The sequence below is a fragment of the Agathobacter sp. LCP21S3_B2 genome, assembly GCF_052118705.1.
Classification (GTDB): domain Bacteria; phylum Bacillota; class Clostridia; order Lachnospirales; family Lachnospiraceae; genus Roseburia.
This window is the reverse complement of record NZ_JBQKGQ010000001.1, coordinates 204,275-219,458: the sequence shown is the minus strand read 5'-3', so window position 1 is coordinate 219,458 and position 15,184 is coordinate 204,275. Positions and strand designations below refer to the sequence as shown.

The following is a 15,184-nucleotide window of genomic DNA, read 5'->3' as shown; positions in this document are numbered from 1 at the left end:
TTCTATTCCTCCTTTCCCTTATTTGTTATTTCAAATTTCTAATGATTTTCTTTGTAAATCATAGCAAGTATCTCAGCCACCGACTGATAAAGTTCCGGTGGTATCTCCGCTCCAAGCTCCACGTTATGAAACAGCATTCTTGCAAGAGGTTTATTTTCAACTATACGGATATTATTATCCCTTGCAATCTCTTTAATCTTCATTGCAACATAATCCTGTCCCTTCGCCGTCACGACCGGTGCCTGATTGGTATCTGCATCATACTTTATGGCAACAGCAAAATGAGTCGGGTTTGTAATTACAACATCAGCCTTCGGTACATCCTGCATCATTCTGCGCTGTGAAGCCTCCTGCATTCTCTTACGCTGCTGACCCTTTATTGCAGGATCTCCTTCAGTATTTTTGAACTCATCCTTGACCTCCTGCTTTGTCATCTTCATATCCTCGTTGAACTTGTGTTTATTGTAAATATAATCCACAATTCCAACAATCAGATATACTATGCTTATTTTAAGCCCAGTGTTTATTATTATATCACCAACCAGTGCCACCGCTCTTTTGAGGGGGAGCTCATACAAAATAAAAATATCATTCTGATGAGATTTGATTGATGAGTATGCCATGTATAAAATCACACCTATCTTGAGCACAGACTTAATCAGCTCAAAAATGGCATCCTTTGAGAAAATACGCTTAAAACCGTTTATTGGATTAAACTTATCAAGCTTCGGAGCCATGGGTTTCGTGGTTACCTTCCAGCCGACCTGGACAATACTCACAAGTATAGTAACAACAACTCCAAATATAAAAAACGGAAGGCATGTAAGTAAAAACTGCAAAATAATGTCATTCATAAAATTCCTGACTGTAACTGAAGACATATCTTTTTGAGTCTCATTCAAAAAATCAGGCATCCTGTTATATATGTAAGAAAAAAATCCCAATAGCTTTTCACCTACAAATGACATAAACACCTTCAGTACGAGAAAAAGTACAATAAGGTCAAATGCAGCCGTAAGCTCCTTACTTTTTGCAACCTTACCCTCATCTCTTGCATCTCTTAATTTCTTATCGGTAGCAGGTTCGGTTTTCTCACCGCCCTCACCATCCGCAGCAAACCACTGAAGATTATAATGCAGGACAATATTTAATTCATTATCCGTATAGCTTTGTGCTTTTTCAGTACATTCCCTCAATTATTGATACCACCATTGTTTTTATCTCGGTAATTATAAAATTGGCAATACTTGGAACGAGATATATTGTCAGAAACAAAACAACAAATCCGACAAGAATCTTTATCTGTATACCAACAGAAAACATATTCATCTGTGGCGCAACCTTAGCCATTATACCAAGTATACAGTTAAAAATCATTATACATGCAAAAAAAGGTAAAAAAATTCTAAATCCAATAATAAATAAATCGCCCACATATTTTGTCATGGAAGACATCAGATGCTCAAAATTAAACTGTGCTCCTCCAAGCGGTACAACCGAAAATGAGTCACACACTGCCCTAAGCAGGTAATCATGCATATCAGACACCAGAAGCAGTGCAAGAATGACGTAATAATAGAAATTGCCGGTAACGGTTGTCTCTGAATTCATTGAAGGGTTAAACTCTGTAGCCATAGACAAGCCGATATCCATATCAATAATATTTCCGGCAAAAATAACAATGGAATTACAAATATTTGCTGCAAAACCAATCAGCAGACCTGTAATTCCTTCTTTTACAACCAGCACCGCGTAACCTACCGCACTGACATAGGAAAGCTCTGGTCTTTCTATGATATTGTACATAAACACTGCCGTAATTGCCGATAATCCAACCTTTAGCCGGCTGAGTACAGCATTATCCCCGAAAAAAGGGGCTATATATACAAAAGAAGCTATACGCACCAAAATAAGTAAAAAATATTCAAAATTAGCAACCGAAAATGAATAACTAACCATATCTCTTTATCCCATGCTCAGATAATAACTGAATTTTGACCATAAATCAGTCATGAAACCTGACATATTATCAAGCATCCATGCTCCGCAAAGCATCAACGCAATAAAGATTGCAAGCATTTTGGGAACAAATGTAAGCGTCTGTTCCTGAATTGACGTAACTGTCTGAAAAATACTGACTATCAAACCAACAATTAATGAAACAAGCAAAAGCGGAGCTGATGTGATAATAATATTATATATAGCTTCCTTTGCTATATCCAAAACTGCCTCCTGGGTAATCATAAGTCCACCTCCTAGTAAAACGTCTTGACAAGATTACCGATAATTAAATCCCATCCATCTGCCAGAATAAAAAGAAGTATCTTAAACGGCATCGAGATGGTCGTTGGCGGAAGCATCATCATACCCATCGACATGAGCACAGATGAAACCACCATATCAATAACAATAAATGGAATATATATTAAAAAGCCTAATATAAATGCTGTTCTAAGCTCACTTAATATAAAAGCCGGAACAAGTGTAGTAAACGGAACATCCTTGTAATCATCATATTCCTTACCGGATATATCTACAAACAGCTTAATATCCTTTATCTGTGTCTGTCCGTACATAAACTCCCTAAAAGGACCCTCTGCTTCTTTAAAAGCCTCCTGCTGGGTAATCTTTCCCTCATCTAAAGGCTTAATTGCCTTTTCATTGATAGTAGAAAAAGTCGGCCACATAATAAAAAGTGTCAAAAACAATGCCAGACCGACAAGCACCTGATTGTGCGGTGCTGTCTGCGTTCCAATGGCTGTTCTGACAAAATGCAGGACAATTATAATCCTTGTAAACGATGTAAGCATTATGAGAATGGAAGGTGCAAGAGAAAGTACGGTAAGCACCAAAAACATGCGGATAGGCGTAGATAACGAACCAGACTCATTATTGTAGTATATATTAAGTCCATCCGTCTTATCTGATGTGGCATTGGCAAGATCCTTGTCCCCTGCATCCATGCTTGTAACATCCTCCAAATCTTTTGTAACATCATCAGTGGATATGTCACTTCCGGATGTAGTCTGACTCGCCGCAACACTCGTCGGATTAAATATACATAATGAAAATGTAACTATGAGAACAGCAACTGCAAAAACAAATGAAGCCTTACAATATACTGTCTTAAATTTCTTCATGAATCTATTCATGTTTGCTCCTGTTATCGTATTTTTCCTTCAATCTGCCAAATATTTCGGCAAAAGGATCCTGCTTATCATTTTGATTGTCAGGATTCATAAAAGATAAATCCTTCAGTTCTTCCTGTTTAAGCTCAGTCAGATAATGAACCTCATCCTTTCCTATAGATACAACAAGGTATTTTTCACCGGCCTGAACTATGCTGATCATTTTATTATTCCCAGCGCTTATAGTCTCGATAATACGGAGATTTTTGTTAAAGCTCCGTCCTTTCTGAATACCTGCCATCCATCTTGTGGTAAAATATGTAATTATAAGGACAAAGATAAAAATAACCAAAACAGTTATAAGCTGAACAAAACTGTCTAAAGATGATAAAATCAATATCATTTTTTAACTTCCTATACTAATTACGCAAATTAATTAATCGCTTTTGTGGCATTGATTATCTCTGTAATTCTCACGCCAAAGCTTTCTTCAATAACAACGACCTCACCCTTTGCGACAAACTTGCCATTGACCAGTACATCAACAGGCTCGCCTGCAAGCTTGTTGAGCTCGATAATCTTTCCCGGTCCGAAATCAAGGATTTCAGAAATAGACTTTTTAGTACGTCCAAGCTCTACTGTTACCTCAAGCGGTACATCCATAATCAGATCAATGTTCTCAGGCTGATATGCCTGATTAGGCATCGCACCAAACGGTGTGAACTGTGCCGGCTGCACATTTACAGACTGTCCCATATTATTTTGTCCCATCATGTTTGAATTCATCATATTAGGGTTCACCATGTTAGGATTAGACATGTTTTGATTCATCATATTCTGATTCATTGCATTTTGGTTGTTCATATTATTATCAACAGACTGCTGTGGTGCTGCGGCTGCAGTATTTGCGGCCGCAGCCTCCTCTTTGACATTCTGTGAGTCAAGCTCCATATTTTCAGTAACACCCTTACACATATCCTTTACAAAATCAGGTGGGTACAACTGCATTATTTCACTGTCCACAAGGTCGCCAATTTCCATTCTAAACGAAATTTTGACAAATTCATTTGCGAGGAAGCTATCGATCTCGCCCTCATCCAATGTATTTTTCAAATCAACAACCTCTGCAATAGGCGGACTGATGTCTATTGTACGATTAAGCATTGAAGATAATGAGGTGGCGGAAGATCCCATCATCTGGTTCATAGCCTCACTGATTGCGCTCAGATGAAGCTCTCCTATCTCTCCACTTATGTTGGTACCGTCTCCTCCCATCATAAGATCCGTGATAACTTTTACATCCTTTTCTTTAAGGACAAGAATATTACTTCCGTTAAGTCCCTGTGTATATCCGATTTTAATAAATACACACGGTCTTTCGTAATCATTTACAATATCATCCCAGCTTGAAAATGAAACTACAGGTGTAGAAATCTCAACTCTTCTGTTTACAAGGGAAAACAATGTTGTTGCTGCTGTTCCCATGCTGATATTGGCAATCTCGCCTATGGCATCCTTTTCAGCATCTGTCAATAATTCATCGCCAGAACCGGAAGTACCGTCGTTATTTAATAATGCATTAATTTCTTCCTGCGATAAAACTCCATCCATGATTTATTACTCCTCTCTGACTACCGATGTTATCCTTACTGCATATTTGTCTCCGGTTGTTCCCGGTAGTGCAGTGAATTTTTTGATATTACCAACATAGATATCCAACTCATCATCTACATTTCTGTCCAGTCTTATAATATCTCCCGCAACAAGAGACGAGAAATCCCTAACTGATATAACACTCTTACCGAGCACAGTCCTTACCGGAATCTGCGCTTTATGGATAAGGCTCTCTATCGCATGTCTATAGTTGGAATCATCCTGATTCTGTATGTTTGAATACCAATATCTGGTATTTAACTTTTCAATAACAGGCTCAAGCGTAATGTATGGGAGACAGACATTCATAAGTCCCTCAACATCGCCAATCTTAATATTCATTGTAACAATTGCAATCATCTCACTCGGCGAAATAATCTGAGCATACTGCGAATTGGTCTCAATTCGTTCCAGATGAGGCTTTATATCAACCACATTCTCCCAAGGCTCAATGAGCAGGTTAATACATATAACAAGAATCCTCTCTATGATCAAAAGCTCTATTTCTGAGAAGTCCCTGGTTTTTTCCAGACTGTCTCCTCTTCCGCCAAGCATTCTGTCAACAATGGCATATCCAAGACCTGCCGCCATCTCAACGATGATATTACCCGTTAATGGGGCAAAATTGACAATTCCAAGCAATACCGGATTTGACAGTGCATTAGAAAACTCCGAATATGTAACTGCCTCTGAATTCATCACTTCTACCTGTACAGATTTTCTCAAATAAACTGGAAGATTAGTAGTAAGCAGTCTTCCATAATGCTCAAATATTATTTCCAGTGTTCTTAAATGTTCCTTGGAAAATTTGGATGGGCGGGCGAAATCATAGTCCTTAACCTGCTGTTCATTATTTTCTTTTATTTCATCTACATCCAGCTCACCGCTGCTTAAAGCATTGAGCAGGTTGTCTATTTCGCTCTGGGATAAGACATCACCCATCTGTTAATCACCACCTGTGCTTATAATAATGATATGGCTGCTGAAATTTGAACAGCCATATTTATACATAATCTGCCAATTTATTGTGTAAGTGAAGATACAATATTGACATCAACAATATAATCTGCTCCAAAATCCTTTTGAAGTTTTTTCAGAATTTTATCATGAACTGCACTCTTATCAGCATTATACTGTTCCATGCTGTATTCACCGATAACATCTGTAACTTCCTTAAGGATAACATTCTTTTTAGTTGAAAGATCCTCTTTGTACTGCTTATAGCCATCGCTTTCCTTGTTTAAAGAAAGTGATATGCCACAAACCAGTATATGCGTGCTGTTATCATCAGAAGGTGCAAAACTGAATGTGAGATTCTCCCCATCCGCATTTAAAGCATAATCTGCAATCTGCTCCTGTGGAATCTGTGACGCTGATGTTGCCGCTCCGCTCTTTAAATCGAGTGAAATAGCCTGACATACCTGATCTATAAGATTATTTGCTTTTTTCGTCTCAGGTAATATTGTGAAAATAAGCAATGCTGTAAGCACAAGATTTGCAAATACAAGTGCAAGAATAAGAACTGAAATCAAATTTTTTTTCATATCTTTTCCTTCCCAAAACTAAATTAATTATTCAAATCCGAATTGTACGAATTATATACTTTTATCTCTACACGCCTGTTTCTTGCGCGTCCGTCAGCTGTTGTATTATCCGCTACCGGATCATAGTCACCTCTGCCTGACGACTTAATATGAGACGGATCCAGATTTGTGTTGGTTCTGATGTAATCAGCCACACTGAGCGCACGATACATCGAAAGCACATCATTACTCTCAAACCTCGACCTTGAAGAAACAGGTACATTATCCGTATGTCCCTCAACCTCAATCAGATTATTCTGATATGAAGCCAAAATTGTTGAGATTTTATTTACAACAGGATATGCTTCCTGCATAATCTCAGCTTTTCCGGATTCAAAAAGCAATGCTCCGTTAAGACTAAGCTGCACATATTCAGCATTAAAATCCACATCCACCGCATCCTCAAGACTGGTGTTTTCGAGCTGCTTCTCAATCTCCTCAGACATCTTTTCCGATTCTGAAAGTTCCATCTGTTCATACTGTTCCTCGGCATTTTTTTCCTCGCCCTCAATGGTACTCTCTGTATGAGACTTCGAATTGGCCAGGTCATTGTAATACTTGTCCAAGAATTCAAGCTGACTGACTCCGGCACCAACAAGCTTTCCATCCCCTATAGATGTGCCGCCTGCCGGCATAATACTTATACTGCTGGATAATGACGCTATGACGAGCTGGAACTTTTCCGCATCTACAGTTGACATAGAAAACAGAAGCACGAAAAAGCAGAGTAACAGGTTCATCAGATCAGAAAACGTGGATTGCCACGCCGGTGCACCCTTCGGTGGATCCTCTGGTCTTTTCTTAGCCACTATTCCTCACCTCCACCATCAGTTGAAAGATCCTCTCTCTTATCAGGTGACAGGAATGATTTAAGCTTTTCCTCAATCACACGTGGGTTCTCACCAGCCTGTATAGAAAGTAATCCCTCTATAACAATTGTCTTGATGGCAACCTCAATCTCATTATTTGCTTTTAATTTATTTGCAAAAGGCGCACAAAGCCAGTTGGCAATAAGAGAACCATAAAACGTGGTAACAAGCGCGACCGCCATGTTTGGACCGATGGTTGAAGAATCCTCAAGGTTCTTTAACATGTTAATAAGTCCTATAAGAGTACCAATCATACCCCAGGCAGGACCCTGCTCGCCCCAGAACTCCCAGAATGTAATGGTTTTCTTATGTCTGTCCTCCATGCTTATCATGTCTGTCTCAAGTATTCCACGGACAAGCTCTGCATCCGTACCATCAACAACAAGCATGATTCCCTTTTTAAGGAACTCATCCTCTATACTGTTTGCTGCTTCCTCCAGCGCTAAAAGTCCCTCTTTACGACTGACATTGGATAATTCAATTATTTTATTGATGGTCTCACCCGGATCCACTGTCTTCTCCTTGAACGGAAGTGCGATAGATTTGAGTCCCGCAATAAAACCGGGCAGCTTGTTCGAGCACATAACCGCACTTAACGAACCACCGATTGTAATGATTGCAGACGGTGCATCAAGGAAATTTATTAACGCTCCGACTCCACCATTTTGAATGATACCAAATAATACCATTCCAATACCAAGTATTACTCCTAAAAGAGATGCTATATCCACTTATATACACCTTCCCTGTTTTAAATTATTGGTCAAAAAGACCTTCTAATTGATTTTACTAAATTTTGAGAGAAATGTCTATGTATAATTTGACATTTTCTATAAAAAACACAAAATATTGGGGAACGACGTATATCGTCCCCCAAGTCCTGTCAAAAATTACTATCTCTTAAGATTAATAAGCTCCTCAAGCAGTGTATCTGATGTTGTGATAACTCTTGAGTTTGCCTGGAAACCACGCTGTGTTACTATCATATCTGTAAACTGTGACGACAAATCCACGTTTGACATCTCAAGCTGTCCTGAAGCAATTGAGCTTCCGTCTCCTGAGATTTCCACCCCGATTCCATCAAAATCGCCGGAGTTGAGAGTTGTCTGATAACAGTTATCTCCCACTTTTTCAAGACCTGATGCGTTCGCAAACTGTGCTACTGAAATCTGGCAGAGTAAAACTGTATTGCCGTTATCATATGAACCATAGATTTTTCCGTCATCATTTACCGAAATGCCTGTTAAAGCTCCAAGAGCTTTTCCTTTTCCGGAACCATCCTTTATGTCTCCGTTCATGCCTCCGATTGTAGATGTTCCGTTATTGTTATAGTTCATTGATTTACTGAAATCCACATCTATATCGCTGAATTTACTTCCGTTTTTGGAAGCACTCTGTGTATTAAGCACTGACAGATTAAGCTTAATAGAATCTGCTGCAGCCGAGGTCGCACTGGAAATGGATGTAAATGTACCTTCACTCTGATCAAAAGCTAAAGAAGCATTCTGAAAAATGTCCTGAACGTCAATCGGTTTACCATTATAATAACGATACTCCGTTTTTACAGTTCTAGGCACCTGCTTAGTTTGCTGTGTTCCATCCTCATTCATAACCGGCCTACCCTCAGCATCTGTTACTGGTACAGTATCATATATTTGCTTACCATTTGCATCCAAAACCGGCTTATCAAGAATTGTTGTTTGGAAATTACCATCCTTATCCAGATCAAACAATGAATTTCCCTTTGAATCAACAATATCTGTAAGCTTTACATCATATGTACCATCAGTGTTTGTCTTCTTAATGTTGAACTTTGCTGAATAGTTGTATCCCAGATCATCAAAGAACGGAATTGTTATAACACGGCCTGAATCCGCTGCCTGAGCATCATTTTTATCAAGGACACCGGATACATATGCCTTTGTTGTAGCCTCCGGTGCTGATGTCTTTGTCGCAGACGACATAACTCTCAGTGCAGACACCTGGTCCTGCATCACATTTCCATTGGCATCAACCTGCCAGCCCTGCAGGGTATATCCTGTGGAGCTCATACACAGATAACCGTTACCATCAACATAGAAGTCTCCGGCACGGGTAAAGAACTTGTTTGCCCCATCACTTACTATAAAAAAGTTTGTAGAATTTTTGTCATTTAGTCTAAGATCAAATGGATTACCTGTCGTCTCGGCAGAGCCTGCTCCTGTAATATTAACAGCAGTTGCTCCCGAAACCACTCCAAGTCCTATCTGCTTTGCGTTCTTTCCACCGGTGCCGGAAGCCGCATTTCCAAAGGTTGCTCCCTCTGTTGTCTGGTACATTATCTCACTAAAACGCACAGATGAAGACTTAAAAGCCTCTGTGTTAACATTTGCGATGTTATTACCGATAACATCCATTCTTGTCTGATGTGTCTTAAGTCCTGACACAGCAGAGTAAAGTGATCTCATCATAGTTGTTTGTCCTCCTATACTACAGATGGACGGTTTGGCTTTATCTGTCATTCAAAAGCCCCTTGCCTCCTTAAAAGGTCCGGCTACATAATTACCGCTCCATCAATGTTTGTAAATACGTTTGCGTTTGTTTCTTCCTGATCCATTGCAGTGACCACCGTTTTATTTGGCACATTGACAATAAATGCAAGATTGTCAACCAGAACAAGTGATTCATTAACGCCCTTCTTTTCCGCCTCTGTAACGCCATTTGTAAGGCGTACGTTCTGTTCGTCTGACAGATTGATATTTCTCTGGCTAAGTCTTTGCGTGGCATGCTTTGAAAATTTAAGTGGCTTTTGCTTCTGTCTGAGCACATCCTCAAAGGATACCTCTGAACCCGCATTCTTTTGCGTCTTTGTTCTGTTCAGATACTGATTAGTCATCTGTTCAATGGATGAATATTGATTAATTATATTTTTCATAATTCACCTCATATTTATGAACATCATTATTTCTGAGTATCATTTTTGTCGTTTTCATCTTTTCCTGTTGTATCTTTTTCTTTTGCTACAAGCTCTTTCATTTTCTCCTCGTAACTTTGAAGCTTGCTGTAATCAGAAGCATTGATAAACTGCTTCTCATAATCCGTAAGCCCATCATACAGCTTTCTGATTGCCTCAACATCTGCTTTTGATGAGGTTGTAAGGTTTTCAAGCTTAGGAAGCTTTGTGATAAGATTTGAAAAAGTACTTGAATTTACGATTGCATCATAGTACTCATCTGTTGATACCGAATAAATACTTGAATAATCGTACATTTTTTCATTTATGGATAACTGGATTTTACCATCCTTGAATGAAATATAATCAACCTTACCACTATAATAGCCCGAATCGCTGTCCTCGTCCGTCACAACAACTTCTTTTCCAACCAGTGACATTGCTGCATTCTTCTGAGTCTGCTCTGATGATGCTGACAAGGAATCCTTCATTGAAAGCGAAGCCTCAAGCTGTGAGAAAGTAGCCATCTGTGCCACATAATCCGTATTGCTGGTAGGCTCAAGCGGATCCTGATACTGCATCTCAGCACTTAAAAGCTTTAAGAAATCATCATATCCTAGATTTGTACCGCTTGTCTTAGTGCTGTCAGTCTTTCTGTTCTGGGTTGGTGTTGTAGAGGTTGTGTCAAGCTTACCGTTTGTCACATTCGCTGTAACCGCCATATTTTTCTCCTTTCAAAAATTAATTATGCCATGAAATCAACGGAATTTCCGTTGTCTCTCATAATCTGTGCCGCAAGCCCTGCCTCATCGGAAGCTGTTTCATTATGGCCAGTTCTGATTCCACCATTACTGCTGCTTTGATGAGTAAACTGCTGTCCATCCTGCCTGCCGTTTTCATTGCCTGCATTCTGTTCCAGATTTCGCTCAAATTCATGGGTTGCAATGGTTATCTCCACATCGTTTACTCTGATGTTGGCGTCCTGCAGATTTTCCCTTAAAGCTGCCATCTGTGACTCAAGAGCATTTTTAACAGTTTCATTTGACACTGCAATCCTTGCTGTTATCTCGCTGTTTCTTTCAGTCACATTTATATACAGCTTTCCAAGATTTTCAGGATTAAGCTGCATTTCTATCACTGATTCACCTGTTGTTTTGGCTATGCTTATCTGATCCACAATCTGCCTGATAATATCAGTTGTATTAACCGATGTGTATTTAGGCTGCACATCAAAGGCTTCAAAAACGCCCTCAGGCTGCATCTGTTCATTTATCATGGTATGCAGTACTCTGTTTTCACTCTTATCGTCAAAGCTGCGCTCATCTGATGAGCTGTCGCTGTTTAAGTCAGTCTTCATGACCTGCTTTTCAGATTTTAAGCTAACGCTTTCATCACTTACCTGCTGTGATAATGTATCCTCTGCCAAATCCGTCCTATCCCTTTTGCTGTCTGTCGGCTGCATTTCGGTTTCAGATGAATCTATACTTTCTGATGACACTGCTGTTTCTGATATGTTTGAAGCTTCAACCTCTGCGGTTTCTAACATACCTTGCGACCCTGATACAGTGTTGTCTTCGGATGCGCTTATGGTCTCTGATGTACCCATGGTCTCCGACTTTACCTGTGGCTGTTGGAATACCGGTTCTTCAGTCTCATCTGTTACATCAGAAATCTGTACCTTTGCAATATCTTCCTCCGCCGAAGCTGTATTTATCTCACCCGGATTGTCAGGCTCCGAAAAAATCTCAAGCACCTGTGGGTTTTCCAGCACTTCCATATTTGAAACTTCTTCCAGCAATGCCTGATTTTGCGAGACAATATCCATCACATCAGCATACAACCCGGTAAAATCACTATTTAACACCAGCTCCTGAGGATTGTTTTCTATCCCTGTAGCATTTGCAAACAGCGCTGTAAGATTTTCCGGCTGAAGCAGCTCCATTGATGTAATGCCAAGCATCTGCATTATTTCACAAAGCTTATCCTCCGTTATGTCCAAATCCTCTGTCACCTTTTCAACTATCTGCGATGACACTCTTTTAGTAATTTCATCGGCATCAGCCGTTGACAGTCCGCTGTCATCCGCCTTTTGAATATCAAACGTCCGCGTAAATACATTGCTGCTATCCTTACATGTCACATCAGCCCTGTCGACACTGCTCTTGTCATTTGTGCCATTGTATGTCTGCTTTCCAAGTATATTCTTAAAATCAAAGCCTGTGGATTTTGCTGACATGACCTGTTGCACCGTCTTACCTGCTTTTGATGCCGTTGTGACAAGGTTTAATGCTGCTACCGCAGATATATTTGTATCTGCCATTCTTCTCCTCCTTTCCTTTTGATTATTTTGTGGTGCTGTCAGTATTTGTAGGATTCATAATCTTTGTGACCTTTGCTGCGTTATTCGAATCCATTTTACCAAGTATATTACCTCTGGACTGTGCATCCATTGCATTAAGAATCTTGGCGACAAGCTCAAAATTATCTGTCATGCTGTCAAATATAGCTGCAGCTTCCTTTGGCTTCATCTTCGAATATGTCTGTGCGTAATCCTTGATTTGATCATCCTCCTGCAACTGTTCACACACCTGCTTATATAAGACCTCTGCGTTAGCCGGATCTATGCTCTCGTAGTAGTCCTTATATTCTTTTATATCGGGTGCTTTGTCAGAAAAAACAACCTCTTCGTCATATTTTTCCTTTTCCTCTTCAAATTTATCCTGCTCATCCTTATACTTGCTAAGGTCCTGTATCTGGGCATTCAGATCATTTATGGTCTGTGCGTCAGACTGTGATTTTGTGTTAGCCTCATCAAGTTCTTTTTCCAGCTCCTTTATCCTTGCAACAGCCTCATCGACATTTTTATATCCTGAATTTTCGGAAGAAGACTCAGTTGTGGCATAATCATCACCTGTATCCGGTAAAATTTTGTTTATTACAGGAACATCCTTCAAAGCAGGAGTCAGGAATGTGGAGCCGAAACCTCCAACATCAGCCTTTATCAGTATTGCAAAAATACCGAGCCAGATAACAATAATCAATATTGTGGCAAGCACAAGCACTATTTTGCCTGAGGCTGAATCATTATCATCAGAATCTATATCTTCACCGCCATTTTTTTCGAGCTTTTTTTGACGTTTAGCTTCTTTCTTTTCAGCCTTTTTTCTCTTTTTTTCTTCTTTTTTGTCAGGCTTGGATTTAATATCTTCTTTCGAGTCCTCTACTTCATTTATCTCAGCCATAATTCCTCCAAATATTAATTGTTATATGTAAAGCTGACAAGCTGGTCAATTTCCTTTGACTCATTGTCTCTTTCTTCCTTTTGAAACTCATCAAATTTCTTTTCGCGCAGCTTTTCATGGGTCTTACGCTCCTTCATAAGCTCATTGAGTGCATATCTCTTGATTTCAAGCTCATCCTCGGCCTTTTTTACATTGGAAAGCTGGGTTCTGATTGCTGATTTGATAGAATTTATATCCTTTTTCAGATTGTTTATATCTCTAATATTAAGCTCCCCGCAGAGCGATTCCTTAAGCCTCGTTTCATATCCCACACGCTTAAGTACAAGCTCATCAAGTCTGTCTTTTTCAGTCTGATATTTACGGTTTGCTATAGAAAACTCGTTTTTTGCCTGTGTTTCGAGTTTCATTTTTATTTCCAGTATGTTCTGCATGCTGTACTTAAACTTTGCCATTATTCAAATACCTTTTCTAAAAGCTCCAGTTCTTCATCAAAACTGAATTTTTCATCTGTTCCCTGACAAAGAAAATTATTAACTGCAGCAATTTTTTGAATCGCGTAATCAATATCGGGATTTGAGCCTTTTTTATAGGCACCGATATTGATGAGATCCTCAGCCTCATTGTATGTGGCAAGCACATTTTTTAATTTGCCGGCCAGGGCCTTATGCTCTTTAGTGGCTATCGAGCTCATAACACGGGAAATACTCTGAAGTACATCAATGGCTGGATAATGATTCTTGTGCCCAAGCTTACGGTCGAGCATTATGTGACCGTCTAAAATCGAACGCGCCGTGTCTGTAATAGGTTCATTAAAATCATCTCCATCTACAAGCACTGTGTATAAACCTGTGATAGAGCCTCTGTCAGCCCTTCCGGCTCTTTCCAGAAGCTTCGGCATCTCAGAATATACACTTGGAGGATAACCTCGCGTAACCGGCGGTTCTCCGGATGCAAGCCCCATCTCTCGCTGAGCCATCGAAAAACGGGTCAGTGAATCCATCATCAAAAGCACATCCTTACCCCTGTCCCTGAAATATTCCGCAATACTTGTAGCAGTTTTTGCAGCCTTATTTCTAATGAGTGCAGGCTTATCAGATGTAGCAACAACTACTACCGACCTTGCCATTCCCTCAGGTCCCAAATCTCTTTCTATGAACTCTCTTACCTCTCTGCCTCGCTCTCCGATAAGAGCTATCACATTGATATCAGCTCTCGTATTTCTTGCAAACATACCAAGCAGGGTACTCTTTCCTACTCCGGAGCCTGCAAAAATACCTATACGTTGACCCTTGCCAACGGTAATAAGTCCGTCAACAGCCTTTACACCAAGCGGCAACACTTCACTTATTATTTCCCTCGACATAGGATCCGGCGGCGGAGCCTCAATAGGATAAGCCTCCGGAAGCTTTATATCATCACAATCCGCATCCGTAATTCTGCCTATGCCGTCAACTGTATGTCCAAGCAGCTCATCACCAACACACACTGAGAGCGGATGCCCTGTATTTTCAACGATGCACCCGGCACCGACTCCATCCACATTATCAAAGGGCATCAGAATAAGATGTGAATCACGGAATCCCACAACCTCAGCTGTCACAAAATCACTTCTGTCATTATCAAGAAAAATCTTGCAAAGATCATTTAATCTTGCCTCAGGACCCACAGATTCAATTGTCAGACCTACAACCTTGGCAACCTTACCAAAACATTTGTAATACTCGCCATTTATAAGCTGTAAATATTTTTCTGCTGTTTTTAACAATTATGTAGCCCC

Annotated in this window: 17 protein-coding genes; all 17 read right to left on the bottom strand. The window is 39.9% G+C overall.

What is annotated here, in order from left to right; all coding sequences use genetic code 11:
* Positions 1–38 precede the first annotated feature (38 nt).
* The 17 genes from flhB to fliI all read right to left on the bottom strand — a co-directional run bounded on the left by flhB (position 39) and on the right by fliI (position 15,172).
* Positions 39–1,196 carry a flagellar biosynthesis protein FlhB gene (flhB, locus tag ACTQ1L_RS01050; RefSeq protein ID WP_321111775.1) on the bottom strand — a complete coding sequence of 386 codons (1,158 nt, stop codon included), beginning with the start codon at positions 1,194–1,196 and terminating at the stop codon, positions 39–41.
* Positions 1,180–1,959: a flagellar biosynthetic protein FliR gene (gene fliR, locus ACTQ1L_RS01045; protein ID WP_321111774.1), complete on the bottom strand. Its 780-nt coding sequence runs from the start codon at positions 1,957–1,959 to the stop codon at positions 1,180–1,182. The genes flhB and fliR overlap by 17 nt, the downstream gene beginning before the upstream one ends.
* 6 nt (positions 1,960–1,965) lie before the next feature.
* Positions 1,966–2,244: a flagellar biosynthesis protein FliQ gene (gene fliQ / locus ACTQ1L_RS01040; RefSeq protein ID WP_308655767.1), complete on the bottom strand. Its 279-nt coding sequence runs from the start codon at positions 2,242–2,244 to the stop codon at positions 1,966–1,968.
* Between the two features lie 11 nt (positions 2,245–2,255).
* Positions 2,256–3,152 carry a flagellar type III secretion system pore protein FliP gene (gene fliP, locus ACTQ1L_RS01035; RefSeq protein ID WP_441365122.1) on the bottom strand — a complete coding sequence of 299 codons (897 nt, stop codon included), beginning with the start codon at positions 3,150–3,152 and terminating at the stop codon, positions 2,256–2,258.
* The gene (locus ACTQ1L_RS01030) at positions 3,145–3,531 is read right to left on the bottom strand and encodes a flagellar biosynthetic protein FliO (protein WP_321111772.1); all 387 of its coding nucleotides are present in this window, start codon (positions 3,529–3,531) and stop codon (positions 3,145–3,147) included. Before ACTQ1L_RS01030 ends, fliP begins: the two co-directional genes overlap by 8 nt.
* A 29-nt stretch (positions 3,532–3,560) precedes the next feature.
* A complete protein-coding gene (gene fliY / locus ACTQ1L_RS01025) occupies positions 3,561–4,739 on the bottom strand; it encodes a flagellar motor switch phosphatase FliY (protein WP_441365121.1) in 1,179 nt (392 codons plus the stop codon).
* Positions 4,740–4,745: 6 nt separating this feature from the next.
* Positions 4,746–5,723, bottom strand: coding sequence for a flagellar motor switch protein FliM (fliM, locus tag ACTQ1L_RS01020; protein ID WP_321111770.1), 978 nt, complete (start codon positions 5,721–5,723; stop codon positions 4,746–4,748).
* A gap of 80 nt (positions 5,724–5,803) precedes the next feature.
* Positions 5,804–6,325, bottom strand: a complete 522-nt coding sequence (locus ACTQ1L_RS01015; protein WP_441365120.1) for a flagellar basal body-associated FliL family protein — start codon at positions 6,323–6,325, stop codon at positions 5,804–5,806.
* A gap of 23 nt (positions 6,326–6,348) precedes the next feature.
* Positions 6,349–7,173, bottom strand: a complete 825-nt coding sequence (locus ACTQ1L_RS01010) for an OmpA/MotB family protein (RefSeq protein WP_441365119.1) — start codon at positions 7,171–7,173, stop codon at positions 6,349–6,351.
* Entirely contained in the window at positions 7,173–7,964 is a 792-nt protein-coding gene (locus tag ACTQ1L_RS01005) for a motility protein A (RefSeq protein WP_321111767.1), read from the bottom strand. The genes ACTQ1L_RS01010 and ACTQ1L_RS01005 overlap by 1 nt, the downstream gene beginning before the upstream one ends.
* 162 nt (positions 7,965–8,126) lie before the next feature.
* On the bottom strand, positions 8,127–9,683 hold the full coding sequence (locus ACTQ1L_RS01000) for a flagellar hook protein FlgE (protein WP_441365118.1): 1,557 nt from the start codon (positions 9,681–9,683) through the stop codon (positions 8,127–8,129).
* Positions 9,684–9,766: 83 nt separating this feature from the next.
* Positions 9,767–10,147, bottom strand: coding sequence for a TIGR02530 family flagellar biosynthesis protein (locus ACTQ1L_RS00995; protein WP_441365117.1), 381 nt, complete (start codon positions 10,145–10,147; stop codon positions 9,767–9,769).
* A 26-nt stretch (positions 10,148–10,173) separates the two neighbouring features.
* On the bottom strand, positions 10,174–10,887 hold the full coding sequence (locus ACTQ1L_RS00990; RefSeq protein WP_441365116.1) for a flagellar hook assembly protein FlgD: 714 nt from the start codon (positions 10,885–10,887) through the stop codon (positions 10,174–10,176).
* A gap of 23 nt (positions 10,888–10,910) precedes the next feature.
* On the bottom strand, positions 10,911–12,485 hold the full coding sequence (locus ACTQ1L_RS00985; protein WP_441365115.1) for a flagellar hook-length control protein FliK: 1,575 nt from the start codon (positions 12,483–12,485) through the stop codon (positions 10,911–10,913).
* Positions 12,486–12,507: 22 nt separating this feature from the next.
* Positions 12,508–13,407 carry a MotE family protein gene (locus ACTQ1L_RS00980; RefSeq protein ID WP_441365114.1) on the bottom strand — a complete coding sequence of 300 codons (900 nt, stop codon included), beginning with the start codon at positions 13,405–13,407 and terminating at the stop codon, positions 12,508–12,510.
* 14 nt (positions 13,408–13,421) lie between these two features.
* Complete coding sequence (fliJ, locus tag ACTQ1L_RS00975) at positions 13,422–13,859, bottom strand: flagellar export protein FliJ (protein ID WP_321111761.1); 438 nt, start codon at positions 13,857–13,859, stop codon at positions 13,422–13,424.
* On the bottom strand, positions 13,859–15,172 hold the full coding sequence (gene fliI / locus ACTQ1L_RS00970; RefSeq protein WP_321111760.1) for a flagellar protein export ATPase FliI: 1,314 nt from the start codon (positions 15,170–15,172) through the stop codon (positions 13,859–13,861). The genes fliJ and fliI overlap by 1 nt, the downstream gene beginning before the upstream one ends.
* Positions 15,173–15,184 lie beyond the last annotated feature (12 nt).

Excerpts from the sequence above, each read along its gene's own strand:
- fliQ (WP_308655767.1), bottom strand. The coding sequence starts at position 2,244 with ATGATTACCCAGGAGGCAGTTTTGGATATAGCAAAGGAAGCTATATAT.
- fliP (WP_441365122.1), bottom strand. The coding sequence starts at position 3,152 with ATGAATAGATTCATGAAGAAATTTAAGACAGTATATTGTAAGGCTTCA.
- ACTQ1L_RS00980 (WP_441365114.1), bottom strand. The coding sequence starts at position 13,407 with ATGGCTGAGATAAATGAAGTAGAGGACTCGAAAGAAGATATTAAATCC.
- ACTQ1L_RS01015 (WP_441365120.1), bottom strand. The coding sequence starts at position 6,325 with ATGAAAAAAAATTTGATTTCAGTTCTTATTCTTGCACTTGTATTTGCA.
- fliY (WP_441365121.1), bottom strand. The coding sequence starts at position 4,739 with ATGGATGGAGTTTTATCGCAGGAAGAAATTAATGCATTATTAAATAAC.
- ACTQ1L_RS00990 (WP_441365116.1), bottom strand. The coding sequence starts at position 10,887 with ATGGCGGTTACAGCGAATGTGACAAACGGTAAGCTTGACACAACCTCT.
- fliM (WP_321111770.1), bottom strand. The coding sequence starts at position 5,723 with ATGGGTGATGTCTTATCCCAGAGCGAAATAGACAACCTGCTCAATGCT.
- ACTQ1L_RS01030 (WP_321111772.1), bottom strand. The coding sequence starts at position 3,531 with ATGATATTGATTTTATCATCTTTAGACAGTTTTGTTCAGCTTATAACT.
- ACTQ1L_RS01000 (WP_441365118.1), bottom strand. The coding sequence starts at position 9,683 with ATGATGAGATCACTTTACTCTGCTGTGTCAGGACTTAAGACACATCAG.
- fliR (WP_321111774.1), bottom strand. The coding sequence starts at position 1,959 with ATGGTTAGTTATTCATTTTCGGTTGCTAATTTTGAATATTTTTTACTT.
- ACTQ1L_RS00995 (WP_441365117.1), bottom strand. The coding sequence starts at position 10,147 with ATGAAAAATATAATTAATCAATATTCATCCATTGAACAGATGACTAAT.
- fliJ (WP_321111761.1), bottom strand. The coding sequence starts at position 13,859 with ATGGCAAAGTTTAAGTACAGCATGCAGAACATACTGGAAATAAAAATG.
- ACTQ1L_RS00985 (WP_441365115.1), bottom strand. The coding sequence starts at position 12,485 with ATGGCAGATACAAATATATCTGCGGTAGCAGCATTAAACCTTGTCACA.